Consider the following 19105-nt stretch of genomic DNA (forward strand, 5'->3'; position numbering starts at 1 on the left):
GGGCCAACTGGCCCGTTTTTTACTGACTGTCTTTCTGGATCTTTTTGATGATGTTGGTGGTTGAACACCCGTCCTCAAAGTTGAGCACCATCACTTCACCGCCGTTGGCCCAGACCTCTTCGCTGCCCGCGATTTGCTCCGGTTTGTAATCGCCGCCTTTCACCAGCAGGTCAGGCAGAATGCCTGCAATCAGGCGCTGAGGCGTGTCTTCTTCAAACGGCACAACCCAGTCCACCGCTTCCAGCGCACCCAGCACAATCATACGCTGCTCCAGCGGATTCACCGGACGCGTTTCGCCCTTCAGACGTTTGGTCGAGGCATCGCTGTTCACCGCCACAATCAGACGATCGCCCAGCTTGCGTGCATTCGCCAGATAAGAGACATGGCCCGCGTGCAGAATGTCGAATACGCCGTTGGTCATCACCACTTTCTCACCGCGTTTACGCGCGGCGGCAACGGCCACTTTCAGCTCTTCTTCCGTCATGACGCCAAAACCGGTATCGGCGCGGCCGCGCACGGCGTTTTCCAGTTCGATTGGCGAAACGGTAGAGGTCCCGAGTTTACCGACAACCACGCCCGCCGCGGCGTTCGCAAAGTAGCACGCTTCTTCGAGGGAGTTACCCGCCGCCAGCGTTGCCGCCAGCACGCCAATCACCGTATCACCGGCACCGGTCACGTCATAGACTTCCTGCGCCTGGGTTGGCATATGCAGCGGCGCCTTGCCCGGCTGCAGCAGCGTCATCCCCTGCTCGGAGCGGGTCACCAGCAGTGCAGACAGCTCGAAGTCAGCGATGATCTTCATGCCGCGCTCGACGATCTCCGCTTCCGACTTGCACTTGCCCGCCACCGCTTCAAACTCAGAGAGATTTGGCGTCAGCAGCGTTGCGCCGCGATAGCGCTCAAAGTCAGTGCCTTTCGGATCGATCAGTACCGGCACATTGGCTTTACGCGCCAGCTGGATCATCTGTTGTACGCTTGCCAGTGCCCCTTTGGCGTAATCAGACAGTACCAGTGCGCCGATATTGCCCAGCGCCTGATTAATGCGCTCGTGCAGCGGCTCAGGATCCACACCCTCAAACCCTTCTTCAAAGTCGAGGCGGATCAGCTGCTGGTTACGCGACAACACGCGCAGCTTGGTAATGGTCGGGTGCGTCGGAACAGAAACGAAATCGCACTTCACGTTCACGTCCGCCAGCGACTTGCTCAGCGCACGCGCCGCATCGTCGATACCGGTGAGGCCCACCAGACGCGAATGCGCGCCCAGAGAAGCAATGTTCATCGCCACGTTTGCCGCGCCGCCAGGACGCTCTTCAATGGTATCGACCTTAACGACCGGCACCGGTGCTTCCGGGGAGATACGGCTGGTCGGCCCATACCAGTAGCGATCAAGCATTACATCGCCGACAACCATAACTCCAGCACGTTCAAACTCTGGCAGTGTTACTTTCATTCCTGACTCCAGAAAGATTCACAATTTGCGCGCGATGATATCACACTTGTTTTGTTACGCACGGTTCCACCAGCCACTTCTGCCAGCTCGCTTTCACCTGGTCGCGTTCACGGGTAAAGCAGTCGAGCGCCACGTGGCCCGGCTGTTCCTGCAAGGCGAGGTGGTGCAACTCATCGCGCAGCGTGGTGTAGGCGCGGGTTAAAGCCTGCGCCTCCTGCTCATCCATGATGTCGTTTTGCGCAAGCAGCTCCAGAATGCGCACATTATCCGACCAGCGGGTCAGCTTCGGCTTGTCATGCGCGTGCAGGAGCACCAGATACTGGGTGATAAACTCAATGTCGGTAATGCCACCCTCATCGGCTTTAATATCAAACCGATCGCGGTGTTTATTGCCCAGATGCGCACGCATTTTTTCACGCATTTCGCGCACTTCGGTCTGCAACTTACTGCCCTCACGCGGGGTGGTCATCACCGCTTTACGAATGGCATCAAACTGCGTTTTTAACTGCGGATCGCCATACACCACGCGGGCACGCACCAGCGCCTGATGCTCCCACGTCCAGGCTTCGTTTTTCTGATAATCGGCGAAGGATTCCGTTGAGGTCACCAGCATGCCAGCCGCGCCGGACGGACGCAGACGGGCATCCACTTCGTACAGAATGCCCGATGACGTGCGGGTGCTGAACAGGTGCATAATGCGCTGGGCCAGACGCAGATAGAACTGGCGTCCGTCAATTTCTCGCTCGCCGTCGGTCATCACGTCTGCCGGGCAGTCGTGCAGGAAGATTAAATCCAGATCGGAGCTGTATCCCAGCTCCCACCCGCCGAGCTTGCCGTAGCCCACCACGGCAAAACCGCGGCCTTCTCGTTCAGCAAGATGTTTTGGCTGACCGTAACGCGCCACCATCTGGATCCACGCCTGATGCACCACCGCATCGATGATCGCTTCCGCAAGCCAGGTTAAGTGATCGCTCACTTTCATCACCGGCAGCGTTTCGGCAATATCCGCCGCCGCGACGCGCAGCATCTGGGCCTGTTTGAACTGGCGCAGCGCTTCCAACTGCTGCTCTTCATCTTCTTCCGGAACGCGTAGCAGATACTGGCGCAACTCATCGCGGTAGGCATCGGTCGCCGTCGGCTGATAGAGGGTATTAGGATCGAGCAGTTCATCCAGCAGCAGCGGGTAACGCGCCAGCTTGTTGGCCACCATCGGTGACGCCGCGCAGAGCGTAATCAGGTGCTTCAGCGCGCCCGGGAATTCGCTCAGCAGTTCAAGATAGGTGGTACGCGTAATGATGCCGCTCAGCAGCGGCATCATGCGGGAAAGCGGCACCGGGGCGTCGGCACGGGAACAGACATCGCTCAGCAGGTGCGGCATCAGGTGATCCAGCACCTGACGACCACGCGGACCTATGGCACGCTTGTTGAGTTCAAGGCGGAAATCGGCAATCAGCGCCACCACCCGATGGCGATCGTCGTCGCTCAGGTGCGCCAGCACGGGAGTGGTGTCATCTTCCTGCAGGGCATCCTGCCACAGTTCACGCCAGTGTTCAGAGAGCGTATCGTCCTGCGATTCGCTTTCATCATCGCCAATCAGCTCGTTAAAGATACGGCGCACGCCTGCCATATGCGCCTCCAGCCGTTCGGTCAATGCGGCCCAGTCGTCCACGCGCATGCCCCAGGCCAGACGTGCCCGGTTCAGGTCATCCCCCGGCAGGGTCTGGGTTTGCTCGTCATTGATGCTTTGCAGGAGATTTTCCAGACGACGCAGGAACAGGTATGCCTCACGCAGGGTTTGCGCGTCCCCCTCTGGCAGGAGATGGAGTTGCTCAATCGCCGACAGCGTCGGGAGCAACGAGCGGGATTGCAACGACGGCTCGCGACCACCGCGGATAAGCTGGAAGACCTGGACAATAAACTCGATTTCACGAATGCCACCCGCGCCGAGCTTAATGTTATCTTTCAGCCCACGACGGCGTACCTCACGGGCGATCATCCCTTTCATGTTACGCAGGGACTGGATCACGCTGAAGTCGATATAGCGACGGAACACAAACGGGCGCAGCATGGCGCGTAGCTCGTTGGCGTAAGCGTCGTCGCTGTCACCCATGATCCGCGCTTTGACCATCGCGTAACGCTCCCAGTCGCGCCCCTGCTCCTGGTAGTAATCTTCCAGCGCCGCAAAGCTCAGCACCAGCGGGCCGCTGTCGCCGAACGGACGCAGACGCATATCCACGCGATAGACAAAACCGTCCTGCGTCGGCTGATCCAGCGCCTTGATCAGACGCTGGCCAAGACGGGTGAAGAACTGGGCATTGTCCAGTTCACGACGGCCTCCGCGCGTGGAGCCGTTCTCCGGCCAGGCAAAAATCAGGTCGATATCGGAGGAGAAGTTCAGCTCGCAGCCGCCCAGCTTGCCCATCCCCAGAATCAACAGCGGCTGAGGAACCCCTTCCTCGCTGCACGGCGTGCCCCACTCTTTACAGCAGGCGGCGTAAAGCCAGTCTCGCGCAGCGACAATCAGCGTCTGCGCCAGCTCGCTCAACTGCTGCAGCGTGCTCTCTTCGCTGACCAGCTCAAGCGCCTGCGCCCAGGCAATGCGCACCATCACCCGGCGGCGAAACTGGCGCAAAACGCGCATCAGCGTGGCTTCATCCGCCACCTCAGCCAGCGCGCTTTGCAGCCAGCCTGCATAATGCCGCCACTCGTCAGCCTGCGGCGGGGCGTTTTCAAGCTCCACCAGCCAGTCCGGGTTAGCAGTAATACTTTCCTGCACAAAATCACTGAACGTGAGCACGCGCTTTGCCTGCTCGCTTAACGATGACGCCGGTAATGACTCAGGCAGACGTTCGCAAACGGTCTGCCACTGCTGCTGTAACTGCGAAGAAAGCGGCATTATAGGGGTTCCTTGCCAGAGTTAACGTTTTCCGCTGTGCAGCCAGAATGGCTCCTGCGAAATGGCCTCGTTGCGGAAATGCTCAATCTCAATATGCTGACGGGTTTCGATGGCATGTTTCAGCCCCTGCCAGTTTTCCAGCCATGCCTGCGTTTTGACGTCATCATAGGCACCCGACAGCAGTAGCATGCAGTCGATGTTGCGCGTCAGACGGATCAGCTGGTCGCCGTACTGGTCACCCAGCGGATAAGCAAAGGTGGTTTTCAGCTCTGCGGCATGGCGGGAGAGGTGGATATCCGCGAAACGTTTGAAGTTTTCTGCGATTTTTGTCTGGGCTTTCGCGTCCAGGAAAGTGCGCCAGCCGCGCGTCACCAGAAACTCGGTCAGCGCCAGTTTGGCGGCCGCGGTTTGCGGGCTGTAGATCGCCGTTTGCGCAGACACATCAGAGAGCATCAGCGTTTCAGTTTGCGTCAGCAGATCGCGTAAGTGAGCACTTGCTTTGCGAGGCACGATGCCGCCAAACAGCATCAGAGTATGACGAACCAGACCGATGGCGGCCAGGACGTGGGCTTTTGCGTTTTTCACATTACGCACCCAGAGCTCTTCGTGGTACTGCCACTGCGAAAGCGCCAGCTCCAGAGCCGCCTCCATGCCCTGCTCAACGCTGGCTTTTGGGGCTACGCGTAACACAGGGGGCTCTTTCAGCGCCCGTGGCGCATTCCCGGCGGCAAGATGATAGCCGCGGGCGGCTTTGCTAAGGCTGCCCTGACGCAAGCCTGACTGACTCACTAGCTTACGCGCCAGCTTCAGCACATCGTTCGTCTCGCCTTCCAGCAGTTCAAGCTCCAGTTCGCAAATTGGCTCCTGGTATTCCCCCGCTTTCACCTCGCCCAAATCAAGGGCGATTTCAATGCGGCTTTTGCCTTCCGTTACCAGCCATTTCTCGCGCCAGAAATCGGTGCTGAACAGCGGCTGCACCTCAGCTGCCAGGGTGGATGGCAGTTCGCCGTTTGGCCACACTTCTGCCGGAAAACGTTCCAGCTCAAGTTCTGGCTGATTGATGTCGATATTGTATTCGGGGCGCTGATGCAAACCGCCCACAACGCGGCCGGCGATTTTCATCGTCATCTCGTAGCGCCCGTTCGCGCCGCGGATGCGCAAGCCCATATCATGACGACGCAGCCAGTTGTCCGGCGTTTCGTAATAGATATTGAGCAGCTGTACGGGTTCATGGTGTTCGCCGGACAGCGTTTGCAGATGCTGGCGGAGCGCGTCAACGCTGTCTTTTTCGACGATAAACTTTAATTCGATCTCTTGTGCCATAGCCTTGTACTTTTGCGTGCGTCACAGACGCGTCGATGAAGGCGAACTTCCTCGCCATTTGTTTGTCAGTACATAGTATTTTGCGCCAAATTGCCACGCAATGAGCAATTTGACGGGCGTAAAAAGTTTGCAGCGGCGGCGATCGGGACACAGATGATTCTGATTGATGACGAATCCTTTGCGTAGAGACACTGATGCCACTACTATCGTTCCACTATTTATGAAAATAACGACTGATATGCTTAAATTACGCCTGATTGGACTTACTTTACTCGCTTTTAGCGCCGCGACTGCGGTCCACGCTGAAGAAAAGCGTTACGTTTCTGACGAACTGAACACCTGGGTACGTAGCGGCCCCGGAGATAATTATCGCCTCGTGGGTACGGTAAATGCCGGCGAGGAAGTCACCCTGTTACAGACCAACACCGAGACCAATTATGGTCAGGTTCGCGACAGTTCCGGCCGTACCTCCTGGATCCCCCTGAAAGAGCTGAGCACCGTGCCAAGCCTGCGCACCCGCGTGCCGGATCTGGAAAACCAGGTGAAAACCCTCACCGACAAGCTGAACAACATTGACGGTACCTGGAACCAGCGCACCGCTGAAATGCAGCAGAAAGTCGCGCAGAGCGACAGCGTGATTAACGGTCTGAAAGAAGAGAACCAGAAACTGAAAAATGAGCTGATTGTGGCGCAGAAGAAGGTGAATGCCGCTAATCTGCAGCTCGATGACAAACAGCGCACCATCATCATGCAGTGGTTTATGTATGGCGGCGGCGTGCTGGGTGTCGGCCTGGTGCTGGGTCTTGTTCTGCCACACCTGATCCCAAGCCGTAAACGTAAAGACCGCTGGATGAACTAATTCGTCTTCTCTGCCAGACTTACGTATTATCTTGCCAAAAGAGAAAACGGGAGTGTAGGGCGTGAAGAGTTATCTGGTCGGTGGTGCGGTACGTGATGCGTTGTTAGGTCTGCCGGTCAAAGACAAAGACTGGGTGGTGGTAGGCGCCACCCCCGAAGAGATGCTTAACGCGGGCTACCAGCAGGTAGGCCGCGATTTTCCCGTGTTCCTCCATCCGCAAAGCCGGGAAGAGTACGCCCTGGCTCGTACGGAGCGTAAATCCGGTTCCGGCTATACTGGCTTCACTTGCTATGCCGCGCCCGACGTCACGCTGGAGCAGGATCTCCTGCGTCGCGATCTCACCATCAACGCGCTGGCGCAGGACGAGAACGGCCAGATCGTTGATGCTTATGGCGGCCAGGACGATCTGCGCAACCGTCTTTTACGTCACGTCTCCCCGGCGTTTTCGGAAGATCCGCTCCGGGTGCTGCGCGTGGCGCGCTTTGCCGCACGTTACGCCCATCTCAGTTTCCGTATTGCCGATGAGACGATGGCGCTGATGACCGCCATGACCAAGGCGGGTGAGCTTGAACACCTGACGCCAGAGCGCGTCTGGAAAGAGACGGAAAACGCCCTCACCACCCGCAATCCACAGGTCTTTTTCCAGGTGCTGCGCGACTGCGGCGCCCTGAAGGTGCTGTTCCCGGAGATAGACGCGTTGTTTGGTGTGCCTGCCCCGGCGAAATGGCACCCGGAAATCGACACTGGCGTGCACACCCTGATGACGCTCAGTATGGCGGCCATGCTCAGCCCGGAGGTGGAGGTGCGCTTCTCGACGCTGTGCCACGATCTCGGTAAAGGCTTAACGCCAAAAGAATTCTGGCCTCGCCACCACGGGCACGGCCCGGCTGGGGTGAAGCTGGTTGAGGGGCTGTGCCAGCGCCTGCGGGTGCCGAACGAGATCCGCGATCTGGCGAAACTGGTGGCCGAATTCCACGACCTTATCCACACCTTCCCGATCCTGAAACCGGCCACCATCGTTAAGCTTTTCGATAACATCGATGCCTGGCGTAAACCCCAGCGCGTCGAGCAGATCGCGCTCACCAGCGAGGCTGACGTGCGCGGACGCACCGGGTTCGAAGCGTGCGACTATCCGCAGGGGCGCTTGCTGCGCGCCGCGTGGGAGGTGGCCAAAGCCGTGCCAACAAAAGAGGTCGTCGAAGCAGGATTTAAAGGCCCGGAAATTCGCGAAGAGCTGACGAAACGGCGGATTCAGGCGGTTTCAGAGTGGAAGGAAAAGCATTGCCCTCAGCCAAAAGACTGAGGGCAGCAGGTCAGAAGAAGACCACGTAAACCGCAGCCGCGACGATAAAGCGGTAGATCGCGAACGGAATAAACGAGATACGCTTAATCAGCTGCAGGAAGGTTTTAATGGCAATCAGCGCCACGATAAAGGCGGTGATAAAGCCCACGGCGAACATCGGAATATCACCCGTGGTGAGAAAACCAATGCTTTTGTAGAGGTCCAGCGCGGTGGCGCCCATCATCATCGGCACCGCCAGCAGGAACGAGAACTCAGATGCCGCGTAACGGCTTACCCCCATCAGCATCCCGCCGGAAATCGTTGCTCCTGACCGGGAGAAGCCCGGCCACAGCGCCAGACACTGGAAACAGCCAATGATAAAGGCCTGGCGATACGTCATATCGTCCAGACCTTCTGCGCGCGGCGTTTTTGGCTTCAGCACTTCCGCCGCAATCAGCAGGAAACCACCGACCACCAGCGCGTACATCACGTTAATCGGGTTAAACAGCGATTTGATGGTGTCGTGGAAAACCAGCCCCAGCACCACCGCCGGGATCATCCCGAGCAGGATATGAATCAGCGTCAGGCGGCCCTTGCTCTCTCCTTCACGCTGTGGCAAACGCCCGAAGTGGATGCCGATCAGCCCAAACAGACGACGCCAGAACATCACGACCACAGCCAGAATGGAACCCAACTGAATGACCACCTCGAACGTCTTTGCGGTATCGCCTTCAAAGCCCAGCAGGTGGCCAACAATAATCATATGGCCCGTACTGGAAACCGGCAAAAACTCCGTCAATCCTTCGACCACACCCAGAATTGCCGCCACCAGCAGCGAGTGCATATCGCTCATCTATAAACCCCTAAAAAAATATAAAAAAAACGGTCGCCCCAACAGCTACCGTGAAAGATACAGCTTTAAGACCGATATAACCTAAAATGGTTTAGCTATTATGACGTTAAATCTTTCCTTTCAGATTTGTGCCACGCTCGATGATGACCCCCACATTGGCGGCACGCGCCACCGCGCCCGGCTTACTCAGCTTAATGCGCACCCACGGCGAGTTGAATTTGGTCAGCAGTAACTCTGCCACCTCTTCTGCCACGCGCTCCACCAGCGCAAAACGCTGCCCTTCAACGTGGGCGATGACCGTTTCACTGATGTCGGCATAGCTCAGACAGTCATTCACGTCATCACTTTTTGCCGACTTGCGGTTATCCCAGCCCATTTCGATATCGAACACCAGCTTCTGCTCGATGGTCTGTTCCCAGTCGTAAACACCAATAGTGGTGATTACCGAAAGTTGCTCTATAAATACAATATCCATCACGACCTGCCTGCTTTTTGGCTAAACCGGATACCACTTCCGGTGAATTATGCGTATTATCCACAGATGCTGAGAATACAGATACATTTTCAAAACGGAACAGCGTTATGAGTGCAATCGCGCCTGGAATGATTCTCCTCGCCTACCTTTGCGGCTCAATCTCCAGCGCCATTCTGGTCTGCCGCATTGCCGGGTTACCTGACCCGCGCGAAAGTGGCTCCGGGAATCCGGGAGCGACCAATGTACTACGAATTGGCGGCAAGGGAGCAGCCGTAGCGGTTTTGATTTTTGACGTTCTGAAAGGGATGTTACCCGTCTGGGGCGCGTATGCGCTGGGCGTGACCCCGTTCTGGCTGGGGCTTATTGCCATCGCCGCCTGTGTCGGCCACATCTGGCCCGTATTCTTCGGTTTTAAAGGTGGCAAAGGCGTCGCGACGGCCTTTGGTGCCATCGCGCCCATCGGCTGGGATCTCACCGGCGTAATGGCAGGCACCTGGCTGCTGACTATTCTTCTGAGCGGCTATTCGTCGCTGGGCGCCATCGTCAGCGCGCTGATTGCCCCGTTCTATGTCTGGTGGTTTAAACCCCAGTTCACCTTCCCGGTGTCGATGCTCTCCTGCCTTATCCTGCTGCGTCATCACGATAATATTCAGCGTCTGTGGCGACGTCAGGAGACGAAAATCTGGGCGCGGTTAAAGCGGAAGAAGAGAGAGACGCGGTAGGGTTTTATTTACTTTTAGTGGAATTGTTCCGTTCACTTTATGACCAACAGAATATGACGTTCCGGAACCCGTGAACGTGATAAGGGGGCCACCGCGGCCCCCTTATCAATCCCCGCGGCCCCGCGACGAAATCGGTGCTTCGCACTGCGCTCACCTCACGACCCGCTGCCTGCGGTCGGCTCAACTCGACATCCTGTCTCGATTCGCCTCTGGCCGCCATCCCTGGCGTCCAGCCCTTGTCATCCGGTCTCCGGTTCGCCGATTTCAGCGGGGACTCAACACCCGTGCCACATTCAAACTGCTGAGAAGGTTGAGGAAACGCCTGATCCGGCTGAAAATCGCTGAGGCGTTGACCGCAGGCCGGGGCGAGGCGCATGGATGCGCCAAGAGGGCGTGACCTACATGGATGTAGGATCACGCCCGACCCGATAGCCGGAGGGAATAAGCCGAAGGGACCGCGCAGCGGCGATTTTCTTTGCCGGGAGCCGGGATTGTTAAGGGGGCGGCGGGAGCCCCCTTAACACGTTCACCGCAGCGGGATACCCATAAAGCAGAAAAGCCATAGTGAACGGAACCCTTCCACCACAGCCCCAAAATACAGGCCCCCATCCATAAGCGACTCATATGACAGCCTTCATTTCCGCCAGGGCATACTGAAACGTATCTCCCGGGCGCACGAATGGAAGCACCATGTTAGCAACTCAGGTCACTGATAGTTCGTACAAAGGCTGGCAGGCCTCGCTTGACCTGCGGTTTTGCCATACGCCTGAGAAAACCCTCCTCCATGCCGCGCACCACGTCGGGCCGCTCACGGTACAGCGTCCGTTCTACCCCGAAGGGGAAACCTGCCACCTTTATCTGCTGCACCCGCCGGGCGGTGTGGTGGGCGGTGACAGGCTGGATATTACCGTAAGTCTGGACGCCAATAGCCACGCGCTTATCACCATGCCCGGCGCCAGTAAGTTCTATCGCAGCAGCGGCCCACAGGCCCGCCTTAACCAGCACTTTTATCTCAATGAGGCATCCACGCTGGAGTGGCTGCCGCAGGACACCATTATCTTTCCCGGCGCCAATGCCGCGCTGCGCTCCGTCTTCCACCTGAAGGCCTCCAGCACGCTGCTGGCGTGGGAGCTGTACTGTCTGGGTCGCCCGGTGATCGGCGAGACCTTCAGCCACGGCACGCTGGAGAGCCGCCTTGAGGTCTGGGTGGATGACGAGCCACGTCTGATTGAGCGTCAGCATCTCAGCGACGGCGATCTTACCCCTGTTGCCGGGCATCCGTGGCTCGGCACGCTGCTGTTCTATCCGGCCGGAGAAATGCACCTCGACACGGCGCGTGAGCTGCTCGCACCACTGAATACCTTTGCCGGGGCGACGCTCACTGACGATCTGCTGTCGGTGCGTTTTCTCTCCCACGACAATCTGATTTGCCAGCGGGTGATGCGCGATATCTGGCAGTCGCTTCGCCCGCTTCTCACCACCAAAACCGCCTGTTCGCCGCGTATCTGGCAGACATAAGAGAAACGTTATGGAACTGACCCCCAGAGAAAAAGACAAGCTGTTGCTGTTCACCGCCGCGCTGGTTGCCGAACGCCGCCTTGCGCGCGGGGTAAAGCTCAATTACCCGGAATCGGTCGCGCTGATCAGCGCCTTCATTATGGAAGGCGCGCGCGATGGCGAAACCGTCGCCTCGCTGATGGAAGCGGGCCGTCACGTCCTGACGCGTGACCAGGTGATGGAAGGCGTACCGGAGATGATCCCGGATATTCAGGTGGAAGCCACCTTCCCGGACGGGTCAAAACTCGTCACCGTGCATAACCCGATCGTGTAAGGAGCGCGTGATGATCCCAGGCGAATACCAGATCCAGTCCGGCAATATTGCCCTCAACGTCGGGCGAGAAACCCGGCATATCATCGTCGAAAACCACGGCGACCGACCTATCCAGGTAGGGTCGCACTATCACTTTTACGAGGTGAATCCGGCGCTGAAATTTGACCGGGAAGCCACCCGGGGCTTTCGACTGAATATCCCGGCAGGCACCGCGGTGCGGTTCGAACCCGGCCAGAAGCGCGAAGTGACGCTGGTGAAGGTCACCGGGGCGCAGCGCATTTTCGGTTTCCGGGGTGACGTGATGGGAGAAGTGAAAAATGGCTGAGATTTCGCGCCAGGCTTATGCCGATATGTTCGGCCCCACCACCGGCGATAAAGTGCGTTTAGCCGACAGCGAGCTGTGGATCGAAGTCGAAAACGATCTCACCGTCTACGGCGAAGAGGTCAAATTCGGCGGCGGGAAAGTGATCCGCGACGGTATGGGCCAGGGGCAGATGACCGCGGATGACTGCGTGGATCTGGTGCTGACTAACGCTTTGATTGTCGATCACTGGGGGATCGTGAAAGCGGATATCGGCGTGAAGAACGGGCGGATCTTTGCCGTTGGCAAAGCCGGTAACCCGGACATTCAGCCCGGGGTGACGATCCCGATCGGTGCCGCCACGGAAGCGATCGCCGCCGAAGGGAAGATCGTTACCGCTGGCGGGATCGACACTCATATCCACTGGATCTGCCCGCAGCAGGCCGAAGAGGCGCTGGTTTCCGGCGTCACGACGATGATCGGCGGCGGTACAGGTCCCGCGGCAGGGACCAACGCCACCACCTGCACGCCGGGGCCGTGGTATATCGCCCGCATGCTGCAGGCTGCCGATACCCTGCCAGTGAATATTGGCCTGCTGGGTAAAGGCAACGGTTCTAACCCGGATGCCCTGCGCGAGCAGATAGCCGCCGGGGCCATCGGGCTGAAGATCCACGAAGACTGGGGCGCAACGCCTGCAGCCATCAACTGCTCGCTGGAGGTGGCGGAAGAGATGGATATTCAGGTGGCGCTGCACAGCGACACGCTGAACGAATCCGGTTTCGTCGAAGACACGCTGGCGGCCATCGGCGGGCGCACCATCCATACCTTCCACACGGAAGGGGCCGGTGGCGGCCACGCGCCGGATATTATTACCGCCTGTGCGCACCCGAATATTCTGCCCTCCTCCACCAACCCGACCCTGCCCTATACGGTCAATACCATCGATGAACATCTCGATATGCTGATGGTCTGCCACCACCTCGACCCGGATATCGCCGAGGATGTGGCTTTTGCCGAATCGCGTATTCGCCGGGAAACCATCGCTGCGGAAGATGTGCTGCACGATATCGGCGCATTCTCGCTGACCTCCTCTGATTCCCAGGCGATGGGCCGCGTGGGCGAAGTGATTCTCCGCACCTGGCAGGTGGCGCACCGCATGAAGGTGCAGCGCGGCGCACTGCCGGAAGAGACTGGCGATAACGACAACTTTCGCGTGAAGCGCTACATCGCCAAATACACCATTAACCCGGCGCTGACGCACGGTATCGCCCATGAAGTGGGCTCCATCGAAGCGGGCAAGCTGGCGGATTTAGTGGTCTGGTCCCCGGCGTTCTTTGGCGTGAAACCCGCCACCATCGTCAAGGGTGGGATGATCGCCTGCGCTCCGATGGGGGATATCAACGCCTCTATCCCCACGCCGCAACCGGTCCATTACCGTCCGATGTTTGGCGCACTGGGTGCCGCACGTCACGCCACCCGGCTGACGTTTGTCTCGCAGGCTGCGGCCGCGCAGGGGATAGCGCAACAGCTCAACCTGCAGAGCGCCACGGCGGTGGTCAAAGGCTGCCGCACGGTGAAAAAGGCCGACATGATCCACAACGGCCTGCAGCCAAATATCACCGTCGATTCGCAAACCTATGAAGTGCGCGTCGACGGCGAACTGATAACCAGCGAACCGGCTGACGTTCTGCCGATGGCGCAACGCTATTTCCTGTTTTGAGGAGTGATGATGATCTATTTAACCCAACGCCTGGACCATGCGCATCCGATTACCGCCAGCGTCACGCTGCCGATTGACGTGCGGGTGAAAAGCCGCGCCCGCGTGGCGCTGAATGACGGGCGCGAAGCCGGGCTCATGCTGCCGCGCGGTTTACTGTTGCGCGGCGGCGACCTGCTCTGTAACGAAGACGGCAGCGAAGTCATCGAAGTGATTGCCGCCCCGGAGTCCGTCTCCGTGGTGCGCTGCGACGATCCGTTCCTCCTCGCCCGCGCCTGCTATCACCTGGGCAACCGCCACGTGCCGCTGCAAATCATGCCCGGCGAGTTGCGCTATCACCACGATCACGTCCTCGACGACATGCTGCGCCAGTTTGGGCTGGCGGTCACCTTCGCCAGCCTGCCGTTTGAACCTGAAGCGGGGGCCTACACCAGCGAGGCCCACAGCCATAGCCACTCTCACGCTCATTCACATTAAGGATTAATCATGCGTAAGTATTTACCCCTGTTACTGCTGGCCTTTTCCCTGCCTGCGCTGGCACATCCGGGACACGGTGCCGACAGCTTCCATGCTGGTTTTTTCCACCCGCTGACCGGACTTGATCACCTGCTGATGCTCGCCGGTGCGGGCGTGCTCTCCGCGCTGAGCGGCCGCAAGCTGCTGCTGCCTTTTGCCACTCTCGGGATGATGCTTGTCGGTGCCATTGCGGGCAGCCTGCTCGGCGGCTTTAGCGGCATGGAGATGCTGATTATCGCCTCGCTGGGCGTCAGCGGCGTGATGATGTTTAAAACTGAAAATCGTCTGCTGCTGGCGGTGCCTGCCCTGGCGATGTTCCACGGCTGGGCGCACGGGGTGGAGATGTCCGGTCACAGCTTCTGGCTCTTCACCAGCGGCTTTATGCTGGCCAGCGCCACGGTGCTGTGCGCCAGCTTCGCCGCCGGGTTACTGCTGCGCCGTCACGACGGACTGCGTAAAACCTTTGGCGGTGGGCTTATCGTCTCTGCCCTGCTGGCGCTGATGAGCTGATGGAGCTCGCCCGCCAGCGGCTGCGTCTGATGCAGCTCTCCAGTAGCAGCCTGCCGGTCGGGTCGTTTACCTGGTCGCAGGGGCTGGAGTGGGCCGTCGAGACAGGCTGGGTTACCGACGCAGAGGCGTTCAAAAACTGGCAAATCCTGCAGATGGAGCAGAGCTTTTTCTGCGTCGACCTGCCGCTATTTGCCCGGCTCTACCGGGCCTGTGAACAGGGCGATCTGGCGGCAGCAAAACGCTGGACGTCATACCTGCTCGCCTGTCGGGAAACCCGTGAACTGCGGGAAGAAGAACGCAATCGCGGCGCCGCCTTTACGCGGCTCATCAAAAGCTGGGAGCCGGACTGCCCGCCCCCCTGGCAGCCGCTGTTTATGCAAAGCCAGCTCAGCGGCATGGCGTGGCTTGGCGTGCGTTGGGGTATTAGTGCGCACGAGCTGGCCCTGAGTCTGGGCTACAGCTGGATTGAGAGCGCGGTAATGGCCGGCGTCAAGCTGGTACCGTTTGGGCAACAGGCCGCACAACAGCTGATTATCGAACTCAGCGACCATTTTGCCGCCGGGTTTGAACAGGCATTTTTACGTGACGATGAGGCACTGGGCGCGGCGACGCCGCTTTCCGCCATCGCCTCTGCCCGCCACGAAACACAATATTCACGGTTATTCCGTTCCTGAGGATGCAACATGGCTGATTACAAACATCCCCTGCGCGTTGGCGTGGGCGGCCCGGTCGGTTCGGGCAAAACCGCGCTACTGGAAGCGCTCTGCAAGGCGATGCGCGACACGTATCATCTGGCGGTTGTGACGAACGATATCTACACCAAAGAGGATCAACGCATTCTGACCGAAGCGGGCGCGCTTGAGCCGGAGCGCATTGTGGGCGTAGAGACGGGCGGCTGCCCGCACACGGCCATTCGCGAAGATGCCTCGATGAACCTGGCCGCGGTGGAAGCGCTCAGCGAGAAGTTCGGCAATCTGGATCTGATCTTCGTCGAAAGCGGCGGCGATAACCTGAGCGCCACCTTCAGCCCGGAGCTGGCGGATCTGACGATCTACGTGATCGACGTCGCCGAAGGGGAGAAGATCCCGCGCAAGGGCGGGCCAGGGATCACCAAATCCGATTTTCTGGTGATCAACAAAACCGATCTCGCGCCGTACGTGGGTGCCTCGCTGGAGGTGATGGCGCGCGACACCAACCGCATGCGCGGCGAGCGTCCGTGGACCTTTACCAACCTGAAGGCGGGTGACGGCCTGGCAACGATTATTGCGTTTCTGGAAGAGAAAGGGATGCTGCGGATCTGAAAAAAGCCTGGCGCAATGCCAGGCCGTGAGGGTTATTTACAGCTGTTACTGGAAGAACCCTGCTCGCGCCACGCGCCCCACTGACCGCCGGTTCCCGGGGTTTCCTGACCCGGGTTGACATACCACTGGTTGAACCAAATTTTACCGTTGTAAGAGACTTTGGTGCATTTGGTCGGGTAAGCGATTTTGGCGTTATAGGCCGGTGCGGCAGGTTTTACCGGCGTATCGTCTTTTGCCGGGGTGTCGTCTTTCTCGGGTACCGCAGGCTTAGTGACCTTAATGGTCATGCTGTCCGTCGCGGTCCGGCCATCCGCGCCGGTTGTGGTCAGCGTGAAGACCGCTTCTCCCTCGCTGTTGGCAGGAATAACGGCATAGGCATGCGCGCTATCCACGCTCTTCACCAGCGTGCCGTTCAGGTTCGCCTCCAGCGAGAAAGTTTCCGCCCCTTTTGTCACGCTCCAGTTATAGGATTTGGCATTCAGGCTCTTGCTGCCATCCAGCGGGTAGGTGCTCACGCCCGTGGTCGGGGAGACCATGGTGTAATCCGCGCCTGCCGCAGCGGTTGGGGCCGGAGCGACAGGGGTGTTACCGTCTTTCAGCGCCATAATACGGGCTACCGCACGCTCCATGTCAGGCTGTGTCCCCACTTTTGCCGAATCCCCGTTCGCCAGCGGCGTACCGGTCTCCGCCAGAATCTGACGCATCTGACGCGGTGTCACGGTAATACCGTTGGCTTTGGCGATGCCTGACAGGCTTGCTACCACACCCGCAATAATCGGGTTCGCGGAAGAGGTTCCGGCAAAAGTCGCGGTATAGGAATCGTTAGCGCCAGCGTTTTTATACAGATCGCCATAACCGGTGGTCACCACATCCCAGCAGCCCCAGGCAGAACTGGTAATGCGCGAGCCATAGGAGCTGAACGACGCTTTTTTACCGTCTTTCGCACAAAACGCACCCGCCAGAATAGCCCCGGAGTCCCGTACATTCACGTCATACTCCCCCCGGAACCCTGGGCTGTCCATGTTGATATTCCCGTTACCTGCCGCCTCAATAACGTGAACACCTTTGTCGGTCAGCGCCTTAATAATATCGTAATAGGCGGTCTGGGATTCCATTGCGACCCAGCAATCCTTCTGACAACCCGATGGATAACCACCCGCAACTTGTATCCCGATCTGCACCACATCACCCGCTTTTAGCTGGGGGATTAAATTATAGAGGTTATTACTCGCGGAGGCCGCATACCCCATCCGGCTTTTCCAGGCTAAACCGCGAATACCGGTGCCCATATCTTTCGCCGCCATAATCCCCACTGAAGCGGTGTCGTGATCATTGTTTGCAACATACGTCGTCTTGCCAGAGCTGAGACTCATCGGCGGTAAGTTGGCATGGCTGGTATTCCAGGCATCAATCTCCGCCGAAATAATCGTTACCCCTTCACCCGCACTGCCTGCATAGCGATCAACACTGTCGCGGTTGACGCCCCCCATATAATAACCGGTGCGCTTAACATCCGGCGCTTTGAGATAATCCTGCTTATTGCGGAAATCCGGAACGGCAGCAGACGTTAAATTATCATTCAGTGAGGACTTTAACTGTGGCGTAAGGGCCGTGTCATCCAGCGATACCGGCTCGGCTTCCGGGTACACAAACTCTACGTTCTGATTTTGCTCAAGCTCGGTGATAATATGGTTAATATATGTTTTATCCTGACTTTTATCTTTCGGTAACTCGATGCGCAGATAACGGTCAAAACCATAGCGTTTATTAAGCTCCGTCAATTCAGAGGATTGAGTAGAACTACGCAAGTTGGTCGGACGGAACATATTTGTTGTTGTCAGGGAAGCGTCGCTCAAGGTAATTTTATTGTTTGTGGCTTTTAACAGACCTGTCGTCGGTTTTAGCTTGAGCACAATTGCGGTGTAGGTGGCATTATCCTGTGCAAATTCATTTTGCACCAGAGTTTCAGCCGCAGCAGAGAATGAAATTGCTGCACAAATAAAAAGAGATAAAGCGCTTTTTTTCATGATAATCACGGTTCCTGTGTGAATTGAAATTTTTCCTTTTTCAGTATCACTGACACACGGACCGCGAAGAATAAGAGTGGCCTACTCTGATGAACAGAGTTTTCTCTAAATAATTAAGAAAATTCCATACTGCATTAATTTATATTTCGCAATGCGACGATACACTTAGATACAGAAAACGTAAAGCTTAATCATTATGAAATAATCAAGAGCCGTCGGCGTTAAAAATATTCTCGTTGCTGCTGCGACTTTACCGCAAAATGAATTTTAATAACATTATATCTTGCGAGGTGCTCCAACCACCGTTGGCCCCGCCATTTCATGAAAGGGTTAATACGACGCATCATTATGGACATTAAAATCGTTATCGCTGAAGAATCCTCGTTAATTCGACGCGGCTTATCCTCCATGATGCAGTCCCTCTCGTTACCCGCCGTTGGCATGGATCAGAGATGCGTTCTGATCGGTGAGGCAGCGGCCTCCGCTGAACTTCAGTCGCTTCTTGGCCAGCATAATCCGGATATCGCTATTCTTGGCTATTCGCTGACAACCAGCCTCAACCGCCCTCCGCTCGGAGGAATGGACGGGCTGAAGCTCTTGAGATGGCTTAAACAGACCTATCCTGCGCTTAATATTATCCTGCTCTCGCCCTATGCAAACGCCACGCTTATCCGTCAGGCGCTAAAGGAAGGAGTCAGAGCGTACTTATCACGTGATATCAACGAGAAAACCTTAAGCCAGGCGATTACCACGGTCCTGAAAGGCGAGATTTATATCGAAAACCAGCTGGTGAATATGCTTTTCCGTCATGAAAAGACGGACGTGGAGAAACTCTCTCCACGGGAAATTGACGTGCTGCGCCTGATTTGTAAGGGATTAAATTTGAAGGAGATTGCACAGTTTATGCATTTAAGCATCAAAACGGTCAGCGCACATAAGGTCCGGGCGATGGAAAAGCTGGACGTACAAAACGATTGCCAGCTTTACTCTTTGATCATCAAGAACCAGATGTTTGAGATCGGGATGTAAACGTCTCCCGCCG

Annotated in this window: 18 protein-coding genes; 12 read left to right on the forward strand and 6 right to left on the reverse strand. The window is 57.5% G+C overall.

The genetic code is table 11. The annotated features are described in order from the left end of the window. Nucleotides 1-19: 19 nt before the first annotated feature. Genes hldE through ACQG22_RS20020 form a run of 3 tightly spaced genes read right to left on the reverse strand, consistent with a single transcriptional unit; the run spans nucleotide 20 to nucleotide 5669 of the window. A complete protein-coding gene (hldE, locus tag ACQG22_RS20010; protein ID WP_013098758.1) occupies nucleotides 20-1450 on the reverse strand; it encodes a bifunctional D-glycero-beta-D-manno-heptose-7-phosphate kinase/D-glycero-beta-D-manno-heptose 1-phosphate adenylyltransferase HldE in 1431 nt (476 codons plus the stop codon). A 40-nt stretch (nucleotides 1451-1490) separates the two neighbouring features. Continuing rightward, the gene (glnE, locus tag ACQG22_RS20015) at nucleotides 1491-4349 is read right to left on the reverse strand and encodes a bifunctional [glutamate--ammonia ligase]-adenylyl-L-tyrosine phosphorylase/[glutamate--ammonia-ligase] adenylyltransferase (protein WP_248057902.1); all 2859 of its coding nucleotides are present in this window, start codon (nucleotides 4347-4349) and stop codon (nucleotides 1491-1493) included. 18 nt (nucleotides 4350-4367) lie between these two features. Then, nucleotides 4368-5669: an inorganic triphosphatase gene (locus ACQG22_RS20020; protein ID WP_369706766.1), complete on the reverse strand. Its 1302-nt coding sequence runs from the start codon at nucleotides 5667-5669 to the stop codon at nucleotides 4368-4370. A 238-nt stretch (nucleotides 5670-5907) separates the two neighbouring features. Here ACQG22_RS20020 and ACQG22_RS20025 point away from each other — a divergent pair, with 238 nt between their 5' ends. Together ACQG22_RS20025 and ACQG22_RS20030 are read left to right on the forward strand one after the other, a co-directional pair. Next, on the forward strand, nucleotides 5908-6528 hold the full coding sequence (locus tag ACQG22_RS20025) for a TIGR04211 family SH3 domain-containing protein (protein WP_013098761.1): 621 nt from the start codon (nucleotides 5908-5910) through the stop codon (nucleotides 6526-6528). 61 nt (nucleotides 6529-6589) lie between these two features. Then, entirely contained in the window at nucleotides 6590-7831 is a 1242-nt protein-coding gene (locus ACQG22_RS20030) for a multifunctional CCA addition/repair protein (RefSeq protein ID WP_248067899.1), read from the forward strand. 10 nt (nucleotides 7832-7841) lie between these two features. On the opposite strand, the gene bacA is transcribed toward ACQG22_RS20030, so the two are convergent. Together bacA and folB are read right to left on the reverse strand one after the other, a co-directional pair. Beyond that, nucleotides 7842-8663 carry an undecaprenyl-diphosphate phosphatase gene (gene bacA, locus ACQG22_RS20035; RefSeq protein ID WP_014833310.1) on the reverse strand — a complete coding sequence of 274 codons (822 nt, stop codon included), beginning with the start codon at nucleotides 8661-8663 and terminating at the stop codon, nucleotides 7842-7844. Nucleotides 8664-8769: 106 nt separating this feature from the next. Beyond that, entirely contained in the window at nucleotides 8770-9138 is a 369-nt protein-coding gene (folB, locus tag ACQG22_RS20040; RefSeq protein ID WP_013098764.1) for a bifunctional dihydroneopterin aldolase/7,8-dihydroneopterin epimerase, read from the reverse strand. A 107-nt stretch (nucleotides 9139-9245) separates the two neighbouring features. On the opposite strand from folB, the gene plsY reads away from it, so the two are divergent. From plsY to ureG, 9 genes are all read left to right on the forward strand, one after another. Then, the gene (plsY, locus tag ACQG22_RS20045; protein WP_013098765.1) at nucleotides 9246-9860 is read left to right on the forward strand and encodes a glycerol-3-phosphate 1-O-acyltransferase PlsY; all 615 of its coding nucleotides are present in this window, start codon (nucleotides 9246-9248) and stop codon (nucleotides 9858-9860) included. 690 nt (nucleotides 9861-10550) lie between these two features. Continuing rightward, the gene (locus ACQG22_RS20050; RefSeq protein WP_369706767.1) at nucleotides 10551-11378 is read left to right on the forward strand and encodes an urease accessory protein UreD; all 828 of its coding nucleotides are present in this window, start codon (nucleotides 10551-10553) and stop codon (nucleotides 11376-11378) included. Nucleotides 11379-11388: 10 nt separating this feature from the next. Beyond that, complete coding sequence (locus tag ACQG22_RS20055; RefSeq protein ID WP_003862556.1) at nucleotides 11389-11691, forward strand: urease subunit gamma; 303 nt, start codon at nucleotides 11389-11391, stop codon at nucleotides 11689-11691. 10 nt (nucleotides 11692-11701) lie between these two features. Further along, entirely contained in the window at nucleotides 11702-12016 is a 315-nt protein-coding gene (locus ACQG22_RS20060) for an urease subunit beta (protein ID WP_040021813.1), read from the forward strand. After that, nucleotides 12009-13712: an urease subunit alpha gene (ureC, locus tag ACQG22_RS20065; protein WP_058651369.1), complete on the forward strand. Its 1704-nt coding sequence runs from the start codon at nucleotides 12009-12011 to the stop codon at nucleotides 13710-13712. The genes ACQG22_RS20060 and ureC overlap by 8 nt, the downstream gene beginning before the upstream one ends. A 9-nt stretch (nucleotides 13713-13721) precedes the next feature. After that, complete coding sequence (gene ureE, locus ACQG22_RS20070; protein ID WP_020689459.1) at nucleotides 13722-14186, forward strand: urease accessory protein UreE; 465 nt, start codon at nucleotides 13722-13724, stop codon at nucleotides 14184-14186. A 9-nt stretch (nucleotides 14187-14195) separates the two neighbouring features. After that, on the forward strand, nucleotides 14196-14735 hold the full coding sequence (locus tag ACQG22_RS20075) for a HupE/UreJ family protein (RefSeq protein ID WP_284953710.1): 540 nt from the start codon (nucleotides 14196-14198) through the stop codon (nucleotides 14733-14735). Further along, complete coding sequence (locus tag ACQG22_RS20080; protein WP_038420618.1) at nucleotides 14735-15409, forward strand: urease accessory protein UreF; 675 nt, start codon at nucleotides 14735-14737, stop codon at nucleotides 15407-15409. Before ACQG22_RS20075 ends, ACQG22_RS20080 begins: the two co-directional genes overlap by 1 nt. 9 nt (nucleotides 15410-15418) lie before the next feature. Continuing rightward, nucleotides 15419-16036 carry an urease accessory protein UreG gene (gene ureG / locus ACQG22_RS20085; protein WP_013098772.1) on the forward strand — a complete coding sequence of 206 codons (618 nt, stop codon included), beginning with the start codon at nucleotides 15419-15421 and terminating at the stop codon, nucleotides 16034-16036. 32 nt (nucleotides 16037-16068) lie between these two features. Here the strand turns inward: ureG and ACQG22_RS20090 are convergent, their stop codons facing one another. Next, on the reverse strand, nucleotides 16069-18063 hold the full coding sequence (locus ACQG22_RS20090; protein WP_276169433.1) for a S8 family peptidase: 1995 nt from the start codon (nucleotides 18061-18063) through the stop codon (nucleotides 16069-16071). Between the two features lie 348 nt (nucleotides 18064-18411). Between ACQG22_RS20090 and ACQG22_RS20095 the strand changes: the two genes are divergently transcribed. Next, entirely contained in the window at nucleotides 18412-19092 is a 681-nt protein-coding gene (locus ACQG22_RS20095; protein ID WP_248725268.1) for a LuxR C-terminal-related transcriptional regulator, read from the forward strand. Nucleotides 19093-19105 lie beyond the last annotated feature (13 nt).

This window comes from Enterobacter cloacae complex sp. 309I3 (genome assembly GCF_050031595.1).
Taxonomy (GTDB): Bacteria; Pseudomonadota; Gammaproteobacteria; order Enterobacterales; family Enterobacteriaceae; genus Enterobacter; species Enterobacter cloacae.

What these genes read in the sequence shown, in the direction of transcription:
- hldE (WP_013098758.1), bottom strand. Translation starts at nt 1,450, where the DNA reads ATGAAAGTAACACTGCCAGAGTTTGAACGTGCTGGAGTTATGGTTGTC.
- ACQG22_RS20020 (WP_369706766.1), bottom strand. Translation starts at nt 5,669, where the DNA reads ATGGCACAAGAGATCGAATTAAAGTTTATCGTCGAAAAAGACAGCGTT.
- ACQG22_RS20025 (WP_013098761.1), top strand. Translation starts at nt 5,908, where the DNA reads ATGCTTAAATTACGCCTGATTGGACTTACTTTACTCGCTTTTAGCGCC.
- bacA (WP_014833310.1), bottom strand. Translation starts at nt 8,663, where the DNA reads ATGAGCGATATGCACTCGCTGCTGGTGGCGGCAATTCTGGGTGTGGTC.
- folB (WP_013098764.1), bottom strand. Translation starts at nt 9,138, where the DNA reads ATGGATATTGTATTTATAGAGCAACTTTCGGTAATCACCACTATTGGT.
- plsY (WP_013098765.1), top strand. Translation starts at nt 9,246, where the DNA reads ATGAGTGCAATCGCGCCTGGAATGATTCTCCTCGCCTACCTTTGCGGC.
- ACQG22_RS20050 (WP_369706767.1), top strand. Translation starts at nt 10,551, where the DNA reads ATGTTAGCAACTCAGGTCACTGATAGTTCGTACAAAGGCTGGCAGGCC.
- ACQG22_RS20055 (WP_003862556.1), top strand. Translation starts at nt 11,389, where the DNA reads ATGGAACTGACCCCCAGAGAAAAAGACAAGCTGTTGCTGTTCACCGCC.
- ACQG22_RS20060 (WP_040021813.1), top strand. Translation starts at nt 11,702, where the DNA reads ATGATCCCAGGCGAATACCAGATCCAGTCCGGCAATATTGCCCTCAAC.
- ureC (WP_058651369.1), top strand. Translation starts at nt 12,009, where the DNA reads ATGGCTGAGATTTCGCGCCAGGCTTATGCCGATATGTTCGGCCCCACC.
- ureE (WP_020689459.1), top strand. Translation starts at nt 13,722, where the DNA reads ATGATCTATTTAACCCAACGCCTGGACCATGCGCATCCGATTACCGCC.
- ACQG22_RS20075 (WP_284953710.1), top strand. Translation starts at nt 14,196, where the DNA reads ATGCGTAAGTATTTACCCCTGTTACTGCTGGCCTTTTCCCTGCCTGCG.
- ACQG22_RS20080 (WP_038420618.1), top strand. Translation starts at nt 14,735, where the DNA reads ATGGAGCTCGCCCGCCAGCGGCTGCGTCTGATGCAGCTCTCCAGTAGC.
- ureG (WP_013098772.1), top strand. Translation starts at nt 15,419, where the DNA reads ATGGCTGATTACAAACATCCCCTGCGCGTTGGCGTGGGCGGCCCGGTC.
- ACQG22_RS20090 (WP_276169433.1), bottom strand. Translation starts at nt 18,063, where the DNA reads ATGAAAAAAAGCGCTTTATCTCTTTTTATTTGTGCAGCAATTTCATTC.
- ACQG22_RS20095 (WP_248725268.1), top strand. Translation starts at nt 18,412, where the DNA reads ATGGACATTAAAATCGTTATCGCTGAAGAATCCTCGTTAATTCGACGC.